Here is a 16,602-nt window from a genome sequence, read left to right as displayed (position 1 = left end):
AAGAGGCGTTTTCTTTTGTTGTTTTAACAACAGAGATAAGATAACAGTCATGATAAACTGCTAGTAAAGTAGAAAAATAGTGATTGTAGGAGGTTTATTATGGACTCTCAAAAAATAAAATCCCTTCAGTCTTATTTGGTCCGTCTTCACCAAGGTGAAGACCTTGCTTCGGTTCGTCGGGAATTTGAAAAGGATTTTGCCTCGGTTTCAACTGAAGACATCATGGAAGCTGAACAAGACTTGCTTCAAGCAGGGAAACTCAGTGAGAACATGGGACATCTTTGCGATCTGCATTCCTGCCTTCTTCATGGCAAGATGGAAACCATGGGGGAACAGTTTCCGGAAGGTCATCCCCTACAGCTCTTTTTGAAAGAAAATGAGGCCATTGAAAGTCATCTTGATCGGCTTTCAGCCGTGATGAATGGTCCATTTTTAGCAGCAGATGTTCTATCAGTCCTCGAAGGGCTGCTTCCGGTCAAAGCCCATTACGACAAAAAAGACGAAGTTCTTCTGCCCATCTTGAGTCGCAAAGGCATGCCGGGACCAAGCCGCGTCATGTGGAATGCGGATGGGGAGATTCGTAACAATCTCCAGGAGCTGATTAAGATGCTAAAAAAAGAGGATCCTCATGCCGAAAAAAGTGATGACGAAACACTGCATCAGGCACTTTCTGGACTCCTCAACAGGATGCGGGAGATGATTTTCAAGGAAACGGAAATCCTTGTTCCTATGGTACAGAAACTTGTTGATCAAAATGAGTGGCCTCTTATTGCAGGAGATTTTCCTCGATTTGGATGGGCTTATTTAACCGATGTGCCGACATGGAATTCTGAGTCCCTTACTAAAAGCACGCTGAATCAAGGTCTGAAAGATCGGTGTGGGACCATTTCCCTTCCCAGTGGGGAACTGACAGTAACCCAGCTTGAGGGTATCCTTAGGACCTTGCCTTTTGAACTGACTTTTGTTGATGCAGCCGATACGAATCGTTTTTTTTCGGAATCCACACCGCTTTTTCCTCGGCCCTTGACCGCCCTAGGGCATTCTGTCTATGACTGTCATCCGCCGAAAGTTGTCCCCATGGTGAAAGGGCTCATAGAGAAGCTGCGCAGCGGGGAAAAAGATTCGCTTGGATTTGAAACCGTCAAAAAAGGGAAAAAAGCCCGTGTCCGCTATCTTGCTGTACGGGACCGCGAAGGGGCCTATTTGGGAACACTTGAAGTCGTGGAAGAACTTTCCTGATGGCACAAAAAAGACGGGTGTCCTTATGGGCACCCGCCTTTATTACGTGCAGTTATTTGACAAAAAGGTCATCAACATCGACTTTCTTATCCATAAGCTTGGAGCTGACAAGAAAATCCTGCGTCTTTTTCAGGGACTCAATGGCTTCCGGCGTAATTTCCATGCTGAAATCATAGAGACCGTACATGGAGTCAACGGCTTTTTCATCAAGTCCGGTCGCTTTGACGGCAGCTGCCAAGGCTTCTTTTTGATGATCTTTCATGTAGGTCAAGGTCTCCTTTTGGACGGATAGGAAGAGATCCACCAACTCTTTGTGTTCTTTATAGAACTTCCCGCTCGTTGCCGTGACTGTAAGACCTGAAACAAGGCCGTCACCAGTTGTAACAACATGCATGCCTTTCTGTTCTTCCTGATAAGCCAGGGGGCCGGCCAGAAGGGCACAGTCGGCACTGCCGTTTTCAAGGGCCGCACGGGCTTGCGGAAGCCCCATGGAAACGAATTTTACGTCTTCTATGCTAAGGCCGCCCTGTTTGAGATAAGCTGCAAGGAGCTCATGGAGGATGGTCCCTTTGGGACCCGCGATGGTTTTCCCTTTCAGTGACTGAGGTGAGGTGATGGCAGCATCTTTGGAAAAGAGTTTGAAGGCTTTAGGGGCTTGGGAGTACAGGCTAATGATCTTGATATCAGCCCCATTGGCTGCAGAAAGAAGGACGGAAGAGCCTCCAACACAGTTGAGGAACTGGATATCGCCAGACGCAAGGGCAGCTGTTTGGTCAGCTCCGCTCGTAATCGTGGAATAGGTCACGGGGATGTCTTTTTCCTTGAATTTTTTTTCAAAGGATTGATTGGCCTTTTCAACGATAGATGGCACATTGAGGGGCGCCTGGACGTAGGTTATACTGACTTTTTCAGGTTTTTTCGGTGTGGCTTTTTTGGTATCCTTATTGGTAGAGCAAGCGGTCAGGGTAAGCCCGAGAGCCAGCATGCCTAAAAAAACTGCTATCTGTTTGATCTTTTTGTTCATTGGTCATTGACCTTCCTTTCTTGGAGCAGGAGCAGAAAAGTGCTCCCCAAATAATTATATTTCAAGGGCTTCAAGAATCTGCCTCTTGATTGCGATATAAGGTGCTGAAAGAAGGTCCCGCGAAGCGGCTTCTTGAAAAAGCACTTTTTCATAGATGAACCTGCCGCCTTGGAGAATAAGGATCCTGTCACCTAAGCGCAGGGCCTCATCCACATTATGGGTAACAAGGAGAACACCAAAGGGACGTTTTTTTCGCATGGCAAGAAGTTCTTTTTGAATGTGTCCCCGTGTGAAATAGTCCAAGGCGGCAAAGGGCTCATCCATGAGGATAAAATCATTGTCCTGGGCTAGTGTCCTTGCTAGGCTTGCTCGCTGCTGCATGCCGCCTGAAAGTTCATGAGGATAGCGGGAGGCTGCTTCCTGTAGGTGAACCAGTTTGATCAGCTGAGACAGTTTCTCTTCTGGTAGGTTCTTCTTTCCTAAGGCGATATTATCCCGGAGGGTCAAAAAGGGCATGAGCCTTGCTTCCTGAAACATCATGCCAAGACGAAGGGTGGGGGACTTCAAGATCTTTCCTTCGGCTTTTTCAAGGCCCATGATGAGACGCAGCAGGGTGGTTTTCCCGCAACCGCTCTTTCCTAGGATCACTGAGACTTCCTTAAGCGGAAAGGAGTAGGTTAGATTGTCAAGAATGGTGTTTGGACCATAGCATTTTCTGATATGGTCCAAGGTAAGGGAGTCCATCAAGAGTTTCTCCTTTCATAAGGGAAAAGAACGTAGGAAAAGAGACTGAAAAGGCCGTCCAAGAAAAAACCTATAAGTCCAATCGCCAGAATCCCTACAATCACTTTATCGCTTCGACTCATGGTTTGGGCATCCAGGATGAAATAGCCGAGGCCGCGATCGGCCGCAATCATTTCTGCTCCGATGATGGATCTCAGGCTGTAGCCCATACCAATCCGCATCCCTGTGACAATGGTCGGAAGGGCAAGGGGCAGACGAATCTTCCATAAGGTCTCTCTTTGTGAAAATCCAAGGGTCTTTCCTACTTCCAAAAGCTTAGGGTCCGCTCTTAGTAGGCCATCTTCCATATTCAGATAAATCGGGAAAAAGGTTGCTAAGATGATGATCAGAAATTTGGGTGTTTCGCCAATGCCAAACCAGAGAACCAAGAGAGGAATGAGGCTAAGCGGCGGAATATGCTGAATGAAGACGAGGAGACCATGGTTCATTTTACGGAAAAATGGAAGGAGAAGGCTGAGGGTCACAAGGAAGGCAGCAAGGAGGAAGGCACAGGAAAATCCTATGAACACGCGCATCAGGCTGAGTGCAGCGTGTTCCACGAGCTGTCCGTTCTGAATCATGATGAGGAAGGTCTCCCATACCCGTTCAGGCGGGGGCAGGATATAGGCCGTCCAAAGTTTGGCCGAAGTGACGAATTTCCATAAAAGCCCTAAGACAATAAAGGGAATCAGGGGCGGCACATAATTATGCTTCATGGTTAGGGAGCTTTGCGTAGGCAATCTTTGCGGTCACACCGGACAGTTTCCCGATGAGTCCGCTCATCCTGCTGATTTCGTCTTGGGGAGCATCGACGACGACACTGATGATGTTGATATTACGGGCGTGATAGGGAATGCCCATACGTCCGACAATCCAGCGGCTTGATTGATGAAGGATCTGATTGACTTTTTCCACGGCATCGGGATCATCGATGAGGATGCCAATGAGGGCTACACGGGTTTCCATATAAGATTGTTCCTTTCTGAACTTTGTCTAAAAGAGAAAAAGCCGCATCCATCCGATGCGGCTTAGAAAGTGACAGGCCTCTTTCATCGCAATTAAATTTTGATGTCAGATGGGCAAATTCATTTTGTTTTTTTACTGCCCTTGTAGAGCTTGACAAATAGTGGGGATAAAAGGGACAGCAGGCTTAGTGCAATGAGCACTTGGCAGATGGTCGTTGAGAAAAGGACACTGATGTCGCCGCCAGAAAGGGAGAGGCTCCGGCGCAGCCCGCGCTCCCCCAAGGGGCCTAAGATGAGAGCCAGGACAACAGCGGCCGTATTCATATTGACCTTACGCATAATATAGCCCACAATGCCAAACAAAAACATGACAACGACATCAAAGAAGTTGTTGTTGATGGCAAAGGAACCGACAACGCAAAGGACAAAGATGCTTGGGATCAAGATGGCATCGGAGATACGGGCAATCTTGGCAAAGAGTCGAGAGCCTACAAGGCCGATGGCCAGCATAAAGAACTGAATAAAGACAAATCCACCAAAGAAAGTATACGTCATGTCTGCATACTTTGTAAAGAGCTCAGGTCCGGGCTGAAGCCCTTGAATGATGAGCCCGCCCATGAGGACAGCTGTAACGCTCTCGCCAGGGATGCCCAAAGTGAGGGTAGGGATGAGGGAACCGCCCGTAACAGCATTATTGGCCGCCTCAGAACCGGCAATCCCTTCAATGGAGCCATGACCAAACTCTTCTGGATGCTTTGAAAAACGTTTGGCTTCATTATAGCCCATGAAGCAGGCAATGGAAGCCCCGGCGCCGGGAAGGATCCCGATGATGTTGCCGATGATCCAGCTGCGCAGAACCGTTGGTGTAATCTGTTTGAGTTCACTTTTTGTCAGGATGATGGAATCATCAAAGTGAGCGGCCCTAGCCCGTTTGACAATGGCTTTTTCCGCAAGGATGAAAGCCTGGGATAGGGAGAAAAGGCCAATCAAGGCACCTGTAATATTGACGCCATTATAAAGGGCATCCTGGCCGAACATGAACCGTTCCACTCCTTCCATAGGGTCCATGCCGATGGTGGAAAGAACAAGGCCAAAGGCTCCGCTCATAAGCCCCAAGATCATGGAGTCGGAGTTGATGCCTGCAATGATGGTAAGGCCGAATAAGCTTAACCAAAAATATTCAGGACTGCCAAATTTCATGGCAAGTTCTGCTAAGATGGGAGCAAAGAAATAGAGGGAAAGACAGGACAACAGGCCGCCAAAAAAGGAAGCCGTGCAGGCTGTTCCCAAGGCCTTGCCCGCTTTTCCCTTGAGGGTCATGGCGTAACCGTCAATGGCCGTTGCAGCAGAAGCTGGGGTTCCGGGGGTGTGAATCAAAATAGCAGAAATTGAGCCGCCAAAAATGGCGCCGCAGTAAATCCCGCCCAGCATGATAAGTCCCGATGATGGCTCCATACCGAAGGTCAGGGGCAGCAGAAGGGCTACGCCCATAGCAGCTGACAGTCCCGGCATGCAGCCAATGATGATGCCCATTGTAACCGATAGGAGCATGACAATAAGGTTGGTTGGTGTCAAGGCATTGAGGAAGCCCGCCATCATTAATGCATATTGATTTTCCATTCTGTCGCGGCCTCCTTAAAGAATATCATAGAACAGTTCGCCTACTGGCAGCGGTACATTCAAGGATTCACTGAAGACTCCGTAGATAAGGGCCAAAAGGACTGCTGTGGTCAAGACGATATACTTTTTTTCAATCTTGAAATAGTGCATCATAAAGCCCATATAAAGAATAGCCGTCAGATAGAATCCAATGAAATACATTCCCACGAAAAAGAGGATGGACGCAAGGAAGAAGGTCACAAATTGACGAGGCAAGAAATCCTTCCAAACGACATCAGCATCGCTGACGAGGGAAAAGTGCCCGTGGCAGCCAATCAGCATTTTGACCAGCTGCAGCACGGACAGAACCGCCAGGAGCGAGATGACAAAGAGCGGATAATGCTGTGCTTTTTCTGGAAGCAGCAACGTTTCATGATAGAAAAATCCGCAAAATGCCAGCATAAAAAACACTATGGCAAGTTCTGATTTTTTCATAGATGAATTGACTCCTTAGGATTATTTGGTGTAGAGCTTGGAAACAACCTCCCGGCAGAATTCGAGCTGCTGGCTGATCAGTTCCCCAAGCTGTTTGTTGTCAAGATAGTCCATGGTAAGACCGGCATTTTTATGGTCACGGATGGTTTGTTCATCAGTCATGACAATCTTGAAGATATTGACATAATAGTTGATGATATTATCCGGCGTCCCTTTTGGAGCCACAAGCGCGCGGGCCGTACCATACCACTTGTTGTAATAGCCCAATTCACCCAAGGTCGGGACATCCTTCAGATTGTCCAGCCGTTTTTCCGAGTAAACGCCGAGCACGCGAAGCACTGGGGAAGCCCCGCCAATCAGAGGTTCAACGTCGCCAACCTTGGCACAGGAAAAGTCCACTTCGCCTTGGCGCAGGGCAAGGAGCTGATCGGCCGTGCCGCCGTAAGGAACGGCATTGTATTCGAATTTAGCCGATTTTGCAAGGAGCTGGGCAGCCGTGTGATTGGATGCCTGTACCCCGTTGGTGGAAGCTTTGAGTTTTCCGGGGTTTTGTTGGGCGTCTGCCACAAGATCTTTCAGCGTCTTCCACTTGCTGTCCGCACGGACGACAACAACACTCGTTTCCTTCAGATGATTGGCAATGGGCACGATACTCTTCTCATTGAAGGCGGATCCTTTTTGCAGGGCCAGGGTCGTATAGGTCGGTAGGTTGATATAGCCAATGGTGTATCCATCCGGCTTGGCTTTGGAGAGTTCTGTCCAGCCAATTTTTCCGTCTGCTCCTGGTTTATTATCAACAATTAGGGTCTTTCCAATATGTTTTTCTGCATCCTTGCAAAGAATACGGGCACCAGTATCCGTACCGGACCCTGCTTTGTAAGCAACAATGACATGGATGTCCTTTTCTGGCTTCCAAGCTCCGCCTGATTTAGCCGCTTCCTTTTTACCGCCGCAAGCCGCAAGAGCAAGGGTCATGGCACAAAGAGCGGAAGCTGCGAGCAATCTTTTCATTTTCATCGTAAAACTCCTCCTTTATGGAAAATGTAAAATCTATGTAAACTAATTGTAACATATTGTGCAGGGAAAAAAGAGAATTGCCTGATTTTTTCAGTCAACTTAGAAAAGAGACGCTTTTTTCAGTATAGCTTTTGAAGATTCTGCAAAATGACGGGAACTATGGTAAAATAGGGGGAACCTTGGATGATTTCCAGATTCCATTATAAGAAAGCACCGGTAGAATCCCATGCAGAATAAACAAGATAAACGCACTGAAAAATTCCACGAGATGCTGGAAGCACCCGTGGATCGACTCATTTTAAAACTTGCCATTCCTTCCATTTTAAGTATGCTGACCACTAGCTTTTACAACATGGCCGATACGTTTTTTGTGAGCAAGCTGGACACTAGTTCCACCGCCGCGGTGGGTGTGACCTTTGCCAGCATGTCCATCATCCAGGCTCTTGGTTTTTTCTTTGGCCAGGGATCGGGAACCTACATGGCCCGAGAACTGGGAGCTCAGCGAATCCAAAATGCACGCACCATGGCAAGTACGAGCTTCTTTTATGCTTTTATTTGCGGTCTCTTTCTTTTGCTCATTGGGCATTTCAATGCGCGGGACATTGCCCAGTTGACAGGGTCCACGCCAACCATCCTGCCTCATGCTGCTTCTTATCTAGCCATCATCATGTGCGGAGCGCCTGTCATGATGTGTTCCCTTCTTATGAATAACCATCTGCGGTTTCAAGGAAACAGTGCCTTTGGGATGGTGGGCATCATGGCCGGAGGGGTCCTTAATATGCTCCTTGATCCTCTATTTATCTTTTTCTTTGGTCTTGGGGTATCAGGGGCTGCATACGCGACGGTCATCAGCCAATGCTTTAGTTTCTTTATCCTTCTTGTCATGACCCACAAAGGCGGCAATATTCCTATAAGGTTCCGCGATTTCCATCCGTCGGCCGCCCTTTTCAAGGAAATTACGGCCGGCGGTCTGCCCTCTTTATTTAGGCAGGGGACGGCAAGTCTTGCAACGATCAGTCTTAATGTGGCAGCTGGGGCCTTTGGGGACGCCGCTATCGCGGCCATGAGCATTGTCACGCGGCTTGCTTTTATTGGTGCGTCTGCCATCATTGGTATTGGGCAAGGGTTCCAGCCTGTCTGCGGTTTTAGTTATGGCGCAAGGTCCTACCAACGGCTGCGGGACGGATTTGCCTTTTCTCTTCGCTTGAATACAGCGGTTGGACTTACGGCAAGCCTTGCAGGCTTTTTCTTTGCCGATCCCATCCTCCGTTTGTTCCGAGACGATCCCCTCGTCATTTCCATAGGGACTCAGGCGCTCCGGGCCCAATGCGTTACATTTACCACACTGGCTCTCGTAATCATTGCCAATATGCTTTTGCAGGTCACAAGACGCACAACTGGGGCTGTCCTTATTTCCATCGGACGGACAGGGCTTTTCCTGATTCCTTTTGTTCTCATTGTGCCTCGCATCTTTGGCCTTACGGGGTTGATCTGGTGCCAATCCCTATCCGATTTATGTGCTTTTTGTCTATCCTTGTACCTGACACGGAAATTTTTCCGATTCCTTCCCCATAAGGATGGACAGGCGCCCCAATAAGCCCAAAAAAACAGCTGCTCGAAAGGGCAGCTGTTTTTTGATTAAAGACGATGGGAGGAATTAAGGACGTCCCGCATTTTGTGGGAGACCATATCCTTGATGGCCTGTCGTCCAGCCCCTAAGTAGGAGCGGGGATCGAAGTCTTCTGGATGTTCTGCCAGGTACTTGCGAATGGATGCGGTCATGGCAAGACGCAGGTCCGTATCGATATTAATCTTACAGACACCGTATTTGCCTGCTTTAAGGAGCATGTCTTCCGGTACCCCTTGAGCTCCGTCAAGCTTGCCGCCATAACGGTTGCATTCTTCTACGAAGGCGGGAATGACCGTGGAGGCTCCGTGAAGGACCAAGGGGAAGTTTGGCAGCAGGTTGGAGATTTTTTCAAGACGGGCGAAGTCAAGTTCCGGCTTTCCTTTGAATTTGTAGGCACCATGGCTTGTCCCGATGGCAATGGCCAGGGAATCGACACCCGTTCTTTCCACAAATTCAACAGCTTGATCAGGATCGGTGTAGGTTGCATCCTTCGTATTGACCTTAACGGCGTCCTCCACACCGGCTAGTTTTCCCAATTCGGCTTCCACGACAACCCCTTTGCTGTGGGCATAGTCGACAACACGTTTTGTCAATTCGATATTTTCCACGAAGGGATATTTGGAACCATCAATCATGACGGACGTAAAACCGCCATCAACACAGGCTTTGCAGATTTCGAAATCAGCACCATGGTCAAGATGGAGGGCAATGGGCAGATCCGTATCTTCAAGGGCCGCCTGGACGAGGTGAAGCAAATAAGCGTGCTTGGCATATTTACGGGCACCAGCGGAAACCTGAAGAATCAGCGGGGATTCTTCTTCTTTGGCGGCATCGACAATCCCTTGGACAATTTCCATATTATTGACGTTGAAAGCCCCAACCGCATAGTGACCTTCATAAGCTTTCTTGAACATGTCTTTCGTAGTTACAAGTGGCATAATACATCCTCCTATCAATAAAAGTCGTCCTCATTATATCATATTCCCTTCATCTTTCGTCCTTTTTTTTGGAAATACAGGGGGCAAAAGCCTTATTGGCAGGTAAGAAAAAAGGAAGGGACGGGTCCGTAATCTTCACGTCCTTTCCTGATAAGGGATGGCGGAACTGGAGCCGCATCGCGTGCAGGGCATGGGCTTTTTGGGACCCCTTTGCGCCATAGAGAGTATCGCCCAGGAGAGGATGCCCCATGAATGCCGCATGTACGCGAATCTGATGGGTGCGTCCGGTATAAAGATGGAAGGCAACCACGCTTTTCGCTGCATCCTGCCACAGCACGCGGTAGCGTGTACGAGCCGGCTTGCCCTGGGGCGCGACACAGCGCTCGATAAGGGAGCCATCCTTGCGGGCTATGGGCTGAGCGATGACCCCGGAGAATTTTTCCCAAGGGCCATGCGAGAGGGCAAGGTAGAGCTTTTTCATGGGGGCCTTAGTGAGCATATGATGGAGTGCGGCGTTTTTGGCAAATAGGACAATGCCGCTTGTTTCGCGGTCGAGCCGCGAAACCGGATGAAGGGCGGCTTTAATGCCATGTTCCCTGTAATAGAAGAGAACACGGCGGGATAGGGAAGACTCTTGGGTAAGGCCGCTGTTGTGGACAAGCAGTCCTTGCTCCTTATGAACGGCAAGGAGAACCTCATCTTCATATAAAATCGTGAGGGGGCCTTCTTCCGGGACAAGGTCCGTTTCTTCTGGTAAAAAAGGAAAACTGACTCGATCATTGGCTGAAAGCGGTATATCCCATACTGTGACGAGGCCATTGACAAAAAGAGCCCGTGCTTTTTTTAGGGCTTTCCAGTAGGAAGCCGACAGCCCCCACTGCATGAGAAATGTCTTTAAATGAATCCCTGATTGGTTCTTCGGGACAAGCAGCTGGTTCATGGGAACCCTCCTTGGTATTGACTGGCACGCCTTCCGCCCTGAAGCATCCCCTTCAAGCAGTTGACTATCTTACCCACATTGAGTAAGATGAAGGGTAGGAAAATTAAAAGAAAATAAGATCCATAAGTTGTTGCTTAGAAGATGAGAAATGAGGAAAAGGTCATGAAAAAGGAGCTCTTGGTTCTGCTCGCATCAGTTTTGACATTCTATACAGGAAAAACCGTCTCCGCAAAGGAAACCTACCAGCTCCTTGGAGTCAATCCTGCTGGTGAGTACTATGTGGAGCAAGAGTCTCTTGAAAAGGCGCTTCAAAAGGAAAAAGGGGGCCTTCTTGAACAGGTTAAAACAAAAGCCGTTTTGAAGGATCAGAACTTTATCCGTCTTTTAGGGGAAACCTACGAGAAAAAACTCGAAGATAACGATCGACCTGGTTCGTGCGAACTTATTGTATCATTAAACTTAGAAAATCACACCTATAAAGTCGATCAGGTCGCCCTCCTGTCTAAGAAGGGAAAAGTCATAGAAAAGAAACATTTGAAGGAAGCCTTCATTCCCATTCCCAAGATGACATTCATTGAAGCCCTATCACGCTCTGCCCAGGCAGGTGTGGAACTAAGACATGAGAATCCGGTACTTCCCTCTGGAATCAGTGTGAAGACCCTAGAAAGCACAAAAAGAGAGGTTATAACGAAAAATGAGAAAACGTGGTTTTGAAAAGATTGCCGCTTATGCAGATCGGTCATTTCCCATGCCGACAAGACAGACAAAATATTCCGCTGGCTATGACATTTATTTACCGGAATCTGTGACAATTCCTGCCCATTCCCAGAAAATGATTTCTACGGGGATCAAGGCCTATATGCAGGATGATGAATTCTTAGGTATCCATATCCGCTCCAGTATGGCCATTAAACGTCATTTACGTCTTGTCAACAATGAAGGAATTGTTGATGCTGATTATTACAACAATCCTGATAATGAGGGCCATCTAATGATTGCACTCGCCAATGATACCGATAAAGACATTGTCCTTCAAGCTCATGAGCGGATTGCCCAGGGAATCTTTTATCATTATCTTACGACGGATGATGATGCAAGCAAGGAAAAGTCGGTTCGCAGTGGAGGGTTTGGCAGCACCACCAGCAAGGAGGCAGACAAATGAAATCAATGAATGATCTTGTAAATGCTTGTGCCACGATAGGTGATTGGGGCGGCTATAAGATCTATGAGTGGTATAAACTCTTTCCAGAAGAACGGGAAAGGGCCCTGCGGGAGTATATGTATCTTAAGACCCATATGATCCAGGACTGTGCGCACCAGGTTGGCCTTCATCCGTCCCTAGAGGTATGGAATGATTTTTTTGATCAGGTTGGCACTGCCTTTGAATTGGATCCTGCCAATCTTTGCCATGCCACCTACGATGGACTTGTGGAGGCCCTGCATGCCTATGAAGGCGAAAAGTTCAACGCCATTTTAAAAACTTTTGAGACCCGTAGCGGGATAGGGAGCACGGCTTATTCGCAGCAATTTGTGCCGGAACTGACTGATCTTGTGACGCGGACAGCTTCCAGCCTGCGCAAGCTTCTCCAAGAGTAGGCTTTTGGGAATCAAAAAAACAAAATACCTTTTCTTCTAAAAAACGATTGACATAATATACTGAAATGCCTATACTATACCCATAAACTTAACAGTTGATAGAGGCGCGGGAACGATAAGTACTTTTCAGAGGGACACCGTTGAAGGAAAGGAAAGGCCAACCGCCGAAGTGGTCCGCTGGGTACAGGGGGCTGCTGGGATGCCGGCTAACAGCGGGTATACTGTCGCCATTATTTGGTGGAGCGCTATCGGTAATAAATAAACAAGGCCTGCTGATGTGGGCTTTATTGTTACGGTTATTGGGAGCGTTCTCAATGACCGTATTTTTGTAAATAGAGAAAGGATGGAGCCAATGATTAAAGTATTGGTCAATGGAGCCCTTGGCAAGATGGGTTCCACTGTCGTTCGAACGGTTCTTCAGCAAGAGGACATGGAACTGATTTCCGCTGTCGATGTCCATGGTGCTGGTAAGACCGTAGAAGGCGTTCCCGTGGACGCGAGTTTGGAGGAAGCCCTCATAAGAAGTAAACCGGATGTTGTGGTTGACTTTACGCGTCCCGATGTTGTCATGGACAGCCTGCGGATCATTACTAGCCATGGTGTCAATGCGGTTGTCGGCACGACGGGATTTTCTCCGGAAGATCTTGAGGAAGTCAAGGGGCTTGCTGAAAAAAATGGTGTCGGCGTCCTCATTTGTCCAAACTTTGCCATTGGTGCCGTTTTGATGATGAAAGCGGCGGAAGAAATTGCCAAATACTTGCCCCAAGTGGAGATCATCGAACTTCATCATGATCAAAAACTTGATGCACCATCAGGAACCGCCATGCTTACGGCCCAGAAGCTCGCCAAGGCCCGCGGCGGTTATGTGGCGCAGGGCAGGGAAGACGAAACAGAGAAGCTGGCGCATGTACGGGGTGGCAATTATGAAGGCATGCACATCCATAGCGTACGGCTGCCTGGTTTTGTCGCCAGTCAGGAAATCATTTTCGGAAGCATGGGTGAACGCCTCGTCATCCGCAATGATTCCATCAACCGTGACTGCTACATGCCTGGTGTTATGCTGGGATGCCGGACCATGGTTAAACGCAGGGGCCTTGTGTATGGGCTGGATGCAATTTTGTAAGGAAGCGTTTCTAATTTGAAAGAGGGGGAACAATCATGAAGGAGTATAATCTAGCAATCTTAGGTGCAACGGGTGCGGTGGGGCAGGAATTCATCAATCTGCTCAATGAACGAGATTTCCCTTTTAAGAACCTGAAACTCCTGGCTTCTGCACGCAGTGCAGGAAAAGAACTGACGGTTCGGGGCAAGACCTATAAGGTCGAAGAAGCAAAGGCTGATTCCTTTAACGGAGTTGATGTTGCCCTATTTGCCGGCGGCTCGATCAGCAAGACGTTTGCACCAATTGCTGTCAAGGCAGGAGCCGTCGTCATTGATAATTCAAGTACCTATCGCATGGATCCTGAGGTTCCTCTGATTGTTCCGGAAGTCAATCCTCAGGATATTAAAAAGCATAAGGGCATCATTGCCAACCCGAATTGCTCAACCATCATCATGGTCATGGCCCTGAAGCCGATTTATGATCTTGCACGCATCAAAAGAATCATCGTATCCACTTATCAGGCGGCCTCTGGTGCCGGTAAGGACGGTCTTGATGAACTGGAACGCCAGATTAAGGAAGCTGCTGCCGGCAAGGAAATGACTGCTCATATCTTCCCCAGCGCAAGTGCTACCAAACATTTCCCGTTGGCCCTGAATCTTGTGCCGCAGATTGATGTCTTCCTTGATAACCTTTATACAAAGGAAGAAATGAAGATGGTCAATGAAACCAAGAAGATTTTCTCTGATCCGGAAATGCGTATCACGGCGACAACGGTTCGTGTTCCTGTGTACCGCAGTCACAGTGAATCTGTCAATGTGGAACTTGAACATGATGTGGAACTTGCTGACATCCGCAAGGCACTCAGCCAGTTCCCCGGTGTTGTTCTTCAAGATGATCCTTCCCAGCAAATCTATCCGATGCCGCTTTACACATCGGGCCTCAATGATGTTTATGTCGGCCGCCTGAGACGGGATGAATCGGCCGACAGAAGCTTCAATTTTTGGTGTGTTGGGGATCAAATCCGCAAAGGGGCTGCACTCAACACGCTCCAGATTGCGGAAACCATGGTCAAGAATAACTGGCTCTAAGAGGAGGCCCTACGCAGATGAAAATCATCGTACAAAAATTCGGCGGAACGAGTGTGGCTACACCCCAGACCCGTCAACTCGTTGTCAAGAAAGTAAAGGAAGCCGTCGATGGAGGCTATGCGCCCATTGTCGTTGTTTCTGCCATGGGCCGCAGGGGAGACCCTTATGCAACAGACACGCTGATAGAAATGCTCCGTTCCGTCAATCCTGACCCGGATGTGCATGAATTGGACCTTATGATGGCCTGTGGGGAAATCATTTCATCAACGGTTATGGCTTCCACCCTGCAGAAGGAAGGCTTCAAGGCCAAAGCCTTGACAGGTGGACAGGCTGGTATGGTGACAGATGGAAATTTTGGCAATGCCAAGATCAAGACAGTCCGTCCCAAGACACTGAAAACCCTTGTCGAACAAGGGATCATTCCTGTCATCTGTGGATTCCAAGGTGTCACTGATATGGATGGCAGCATTACGACCTTGGGACGCGGCGGCAGTGACACGTCAGCCGCGGCTTTTGGGGTTGCCGTAGATGCTGAAAAAGTAGAAATTTATACCGATGTCGATGGCGTCATGACGGCCGACCCCCGCATTGTTTCCGATGCCAAGATCATCAAGCAGATTTCCTATGACGAAATCCGTGAAATGGCGCATCAAGGTGCCAAGGTCATCCATCCCCGCGCCGTTGAGATTGTCATGCGATATGGGGTACCCATGGTCGTTAAAAGCACCTTTTCTGATGCACCGGGTACCCTTATCACGACGGATGACAAGATTGATACCCTGGAAAGTCAGGATGATGTTGAAAGCAATCATGCCAGTGGAGTTGCCAGCCTCAAGGATCTTTCCTTCTTCCAAGTGGACCTGTCGCAGGATACGTCCAATAATGGCAGCAGGGTCTTTAAAGATTTGGCTTCTCACGGTGTCAGCATTGGGAGTTTGAGTTTCCAGCCTCAGTCCCTTATGTTTGCGGTCTATACGGTCAATGCCCCGAAAGCGGAGGAAGTCCTCAAAGCCGAGGGATACCATTATACCCTCACTAAGGAATGTGCCAAGGTGACGGTCGTGGGTTCCCATATGGGCGGTACGCCCGGGGTCATGGCTCGCTTTGTTGGGGCCCTCACGGCAGCTGGGGTAAAAATCCTGCAGACAACCGATTCTGACAACCTCGTTTCCGCTATTATCGAAGAACGCGACGTGAAGACCGCGGTTTGCGCCCTTCACAGCGCATTTGCAACCCAGGAAGGAGAATAGTCTCATGAAGCCCTATTTTGGACGCCTTATTACTGCAATGATTACGTTTTTCCACGAAGATGGATCCCTCAATGCTGAAGAAACTGCCGAATTTGCTTCCTGGCTTGTCGATCATGGTTCTGACGCCATTCTCGTCGCTGGTACAAGTGGTGAAGCGCCAACCCTGACCTATGATGAGAAAAAGGAACTGTTTACGGCTGTTATCAAGAAGCTTGACGGAAGAGCTCCTGTCATCGTTGGGACTGGATCCAATGATACGGCCCAGACCCTCAACATGAACAAACTTGCTGAAGAAGTCGGCGCCGACGGCGTTCTTGTTGTTGGTCCTTTTTATAACAAGCCTTCCCAGGAAGGATTCTATCAGCATTTCAAGACGGTTGCTGAACATACCAAATTACCTATCTTGGTCTACAATGTTCCTGGCCGCACAGGAACCAATATCAAACCGCTTACCATGGCCCGGCTTGTCAAAAATTGTCCCAATATCGTGGGTATCAAGGAAGCTTCCGGAAACGTATCCCAAGTAGCGGAGCTTTATCGCATCATGCCGGAAGATTTCTCCATCTATAGTGGAGATGACGGTCTGACCCTGCCCTTTTTTGCGGTCGGCGCCTGCGGCCTCATTTCTGTCCGCAGCAATGTAGGCGGTGAACTTCTTCAGGATTTGATGCAAAGCTTTGAAAAAGGGGATGTAGTCCGGGCACGTGAACTCAATAAGGTCATGGTTCCTCAAGCTGATTCTATGTTCCTTGTCAGCAATCCAATTCCCATCAAGGAAGCTGTCGGATTGATGACACCTTTTACTCCGGGACCTTACCGCCTGCCGCTTTGCCCTATGACGGCAGAAGAACGCCAAAAGGTCCATCAGGCTTGGAAAGAAACAGGATTACTAAAGTGAGGAACTGGCGCTGTCGTGATTGACAGCGTCATTTTTTG

At 48.6% G+C, this 16,602-nt stretch carries 18 protein-coding genes and 1 riboswitch; of the genes, 9 read left to right on the top strand and 9 right to left on the bottom strand.

Annotated elements, in window-relative coordinates:
- The first annotated feature begins 99 nt into the window (after positions 1–99).
- Entirely contained in the window at positions 100–1,239 is a 1,140-nt protein-coding gene (locus tag HMPREF1246_RS04170) for a DUF438 domain-containing protein (RefSeq protein ID WP_009015268.1), read from the top strand.
- A 52-nt stretch (positions 1,240–1,291) separates the two neighbouring features.
- Here HMPREF1246_RS04170 and HMPREF1246_RS04165 read toward each other — a convergent pair whose 3' ends face one another.
- From HMPREF1246_RS04165 to HMPREF1246_RS04135, 7 genes are all read right to left on the bottom strand, one after another.
- Positions 1,292–2,263, bottom strand: coding sequence for an ABC transporter substrate-binding protein (locus tag HMPREF1246_RS04165; protein ID WP_014128451.1), 972 nt, complete (start codon positions 2,261–2,263; stop codon positions 1,292–1,294).
- A 54-nt stretch (positions 2,264–2,317) separates the two neighbouring features.
- A complete protein-coding gene (locus tag HMPREF1246_RS04160; RefSeq protein WP_009015266.1) occupies positions 2,318–3,007 on the bottom strand; it encodes an ABC transporter ATP-binding protein in 690 nt (229 codons plus the stop codon).
- The gene (locus HMPREF1246_RS04155; RefSeq protein ID WP_009015265.1) at positions 3,007–3,762 is read right to left on the bottom strand and encodes an ABC transporter permease; all 756 of its coding nucleotides are present in this window, start codon (positions 3,760–3,762) and stop codon (positions 3,007–3,009) included. Before HMPREF1246_RS04155 ends, HMPREF1246_RS04160 begins: the two co-directional genes overlap by 1 nt.
- On the bottom strand, positions 3,752–4,012 hold the full coding sequence (locus HMPREF1246_RS04150; RefSeq protein WP_009015264.1) for a TM1266 family iron-only hydrogenase system putative regulator: 261 nt from the start codon (positions 4,010–4,012) through the stop codon (positions 3,752–3,754). The genes HMPREF1246_RS04155 and HMPREF1246_RS04150 overlap by 11 nt, the downstream gene beginning before the upstream one ends.
- Positions 4,013–4,131: 119 nt before the next feature.
- The gene (locus HMPREF1246_RS04145) at positions 4,132–5,631 is read right to left on the bottom strand and encodes a tripartite tricarboxylate transporter permease (RefSeq protein WP_014128452.1); all 1,500 of its coding nucleotides are present in this window, start codon (positions 5,629–5,631) and stop codon (positions 4,132–4,134) included.
- Between the two features lie 15 nt (positions 5,632–5,646).
- Positions 5,647–6,105, bottom strand: a complete 459-nt coding sequence (locus HMPREF1246_RS04140) for a tripartite tricarboxylate transporter TctB family protein (RefSeq protein ID WP_009015262.1) — start codon at positions 6,103–6,105, stop codon at positions 5,647–5,649.
- 21 nt (positions 6,106–6,126) lie between these two features.
- Positions 6,127–7,122, bottom strand: a complete 996-nt coding sequence (locus HMPREF1246_RS04135; protein ID WP_021736790.1) for a tripartite tricarboxylate transporter substrate binding protein — start codon at positions 7,120–7,122, stop codon at positions 6,127–6,129.
- Positions 7,123–7,348: 226 nt separating this feature from the next.
- Here HMPREF1246_RS04135 and HMPREF1246_RS04130 point away from each other — a divergent pair, with 226 nt between their 5' ends.
- Positions 7,349–8,719, top strand: a complete 1,371-nt coding sequence (locus HMPREF1246_RS04130; RefSeq protein ID WP_009015260.1) for an MATE family efflux transporter — start codon at positions 7,349–7,351, stop codon at positions 8,717–8,719.
- 41 nt (positions 8,720–8,760) lie between these two features.
- On the opposite strand, the gene fba is transcribed toward HMPREF1246_RS04130, so the two are convergent.
- Together fba and HMPREF1246_RS04120 are read right to left on the bottom strand one after the other, a co-directional pair.
- Positions 8,761–9,690: a class II fructose-1,6-bisphosphate aldolase gene (gene fba, locus HMPREF1246_RS04125; protein WP_021736794.1), complete on the bottom strand. Its 930-nt coding sequence runs from the start codon at positions 9,688–9,690 to the stop codon at positions 8,761–8,763.
- Positions 9,691–9,739: 49 nt separating this feature from the next.
- The gene (locus HMPREF1246_RS04120; protein WP_009015258.1) at positions 9,740–10,630 is read right to left on the bottom strand and encodes an RluA family pseudouridine synthase; all 891 of its coding nucleotides are present in this window, start codon (positions 10,628–10,630) and stop codon (positions 9,740–9,742) included.
- 162 nt (positions 10,631–10,792) lie between these two features.
- Between HMPREF1246_RS04120 and HMPREF1246_RS04115 the strand changes: the two genes are divergently transcribed.
- From HMPREF1246_RS04115 to dapA, 7 genes are all read left to right on the top strand, one after another.
- Complete coding sequence (locus HMPREF1246_RS04115) at positions 10,793–11,344, top strand: hypothetical protein (protein WP_231368222.1); 552 nt, start codon at positions 10,793–10,795, stop codon at positions 11,342–11,344.
- On the top strand, positions 11,325–11,792 hold the full coding sequence (locus tag HMPREF1246_RS04110) for a dUTP diphosphatase (protein WP_021736798.1): 468 nt from the start codon (positions 11,325–11,327) through the stop codon (positions 11,790–11,792). The genes HMPREF1246_RS04115 and HMPREF1246_RS04110 overlap by 20 nt, the downstream gene beginning before the upstream one ends.
- Positions 11,789–12,226, top strand: a complete 438-nt coding sequence (locus HMPREF1246_RS04105) for a hypothetical protein (protein WP_009015255.1) — start codon at positions 11,789–11,791, stop codon at positions 12,224–12,226. Before HMPREF1246_RS04110 ends, HMPREF1246_RS04105 begins: the two co-directional genes overlap by 4 nt.
- 91 nt (positions 12,227–12,317) lie before the next feature.
- A riboswitch (Lysine riboswitch) is annotated at positions 12,318–12,482 on the top strand.
- Positions 12,483–12,578: 96 nt separating this feature from the next.
- Positions 12,579–13,349, top strand: a complete 771-nt coding sequence (dapB, locus tag HMPREF1246_RS04100) for a 4-hydroxy-tetrahydrodipicolinate reductase (RefSeq protein WP_016459524.1) — start codon at positions 12,579–12,581, stop codon at positions 13,347–13,349.
- A 35-nt stretch (positions 13,350–13,384) separates the two neighbouring features.
- Positions 13,385–14,416 carry an aspartate-semialdehyde dehydrogenase gene (locus HMPREF1246_RS04095; RefSeq protein ID WP_021736796.1) on the top strand — a complete coding sequence of 344 codons (1,032 nt, stop codon included), beginning with the start codon at positions 13,385–13,387 and terminating at the stop codon, positions 14,414–14,416.
- A gap of 17 nt (positions 14,417–14,433) precedes the next feature.
- Positions 14,434–15,666 carry an aspartate kinase gene (gene dapG, locus HMPREF1246_RS04090; protein ID WP_009015252.1) on the top strand — a complete coding sequence of 411 codons (1,233 nt, stop codon included), beginning with the start codon at positions 14,434–14,436 and terminating at the stop codon, positions 15,664–15,666.
- A 4-nt stretch (positions 15,667–15,670) separates the two neighbouring features.
- Positions 15,671–16,564 carry a 4-hydroxy-tetrahydrodipicolinate synthase gene (gene dapA / locus HMPREF1246_RS04085; RefSeq protein ID WP_021736784.1) on the top strand — a complete coding sequence of 298 codons (894 nt, stop codon included), beginning with the start codon at positions 15,671–15,673 and terminating at the stop codon, positions 16,562–16,564.
- Positions 16,565–16,602 lie beyond the last annotated feature (38 nt).

Source organism: Acidaminococcus sp. BV3L6, assembly GCF_000468835.1.
GTDB classification, from domain to species: domain Bacteria; phylum Bacillota; class Negativicutes; order Acidaminococcales; family Acidaminococcaceae; genus Acidaminococcus; species Acidaminococcus intestini.
This window is presented reverse-complemented; position numbering and strand designations above follow the sequence as displayed.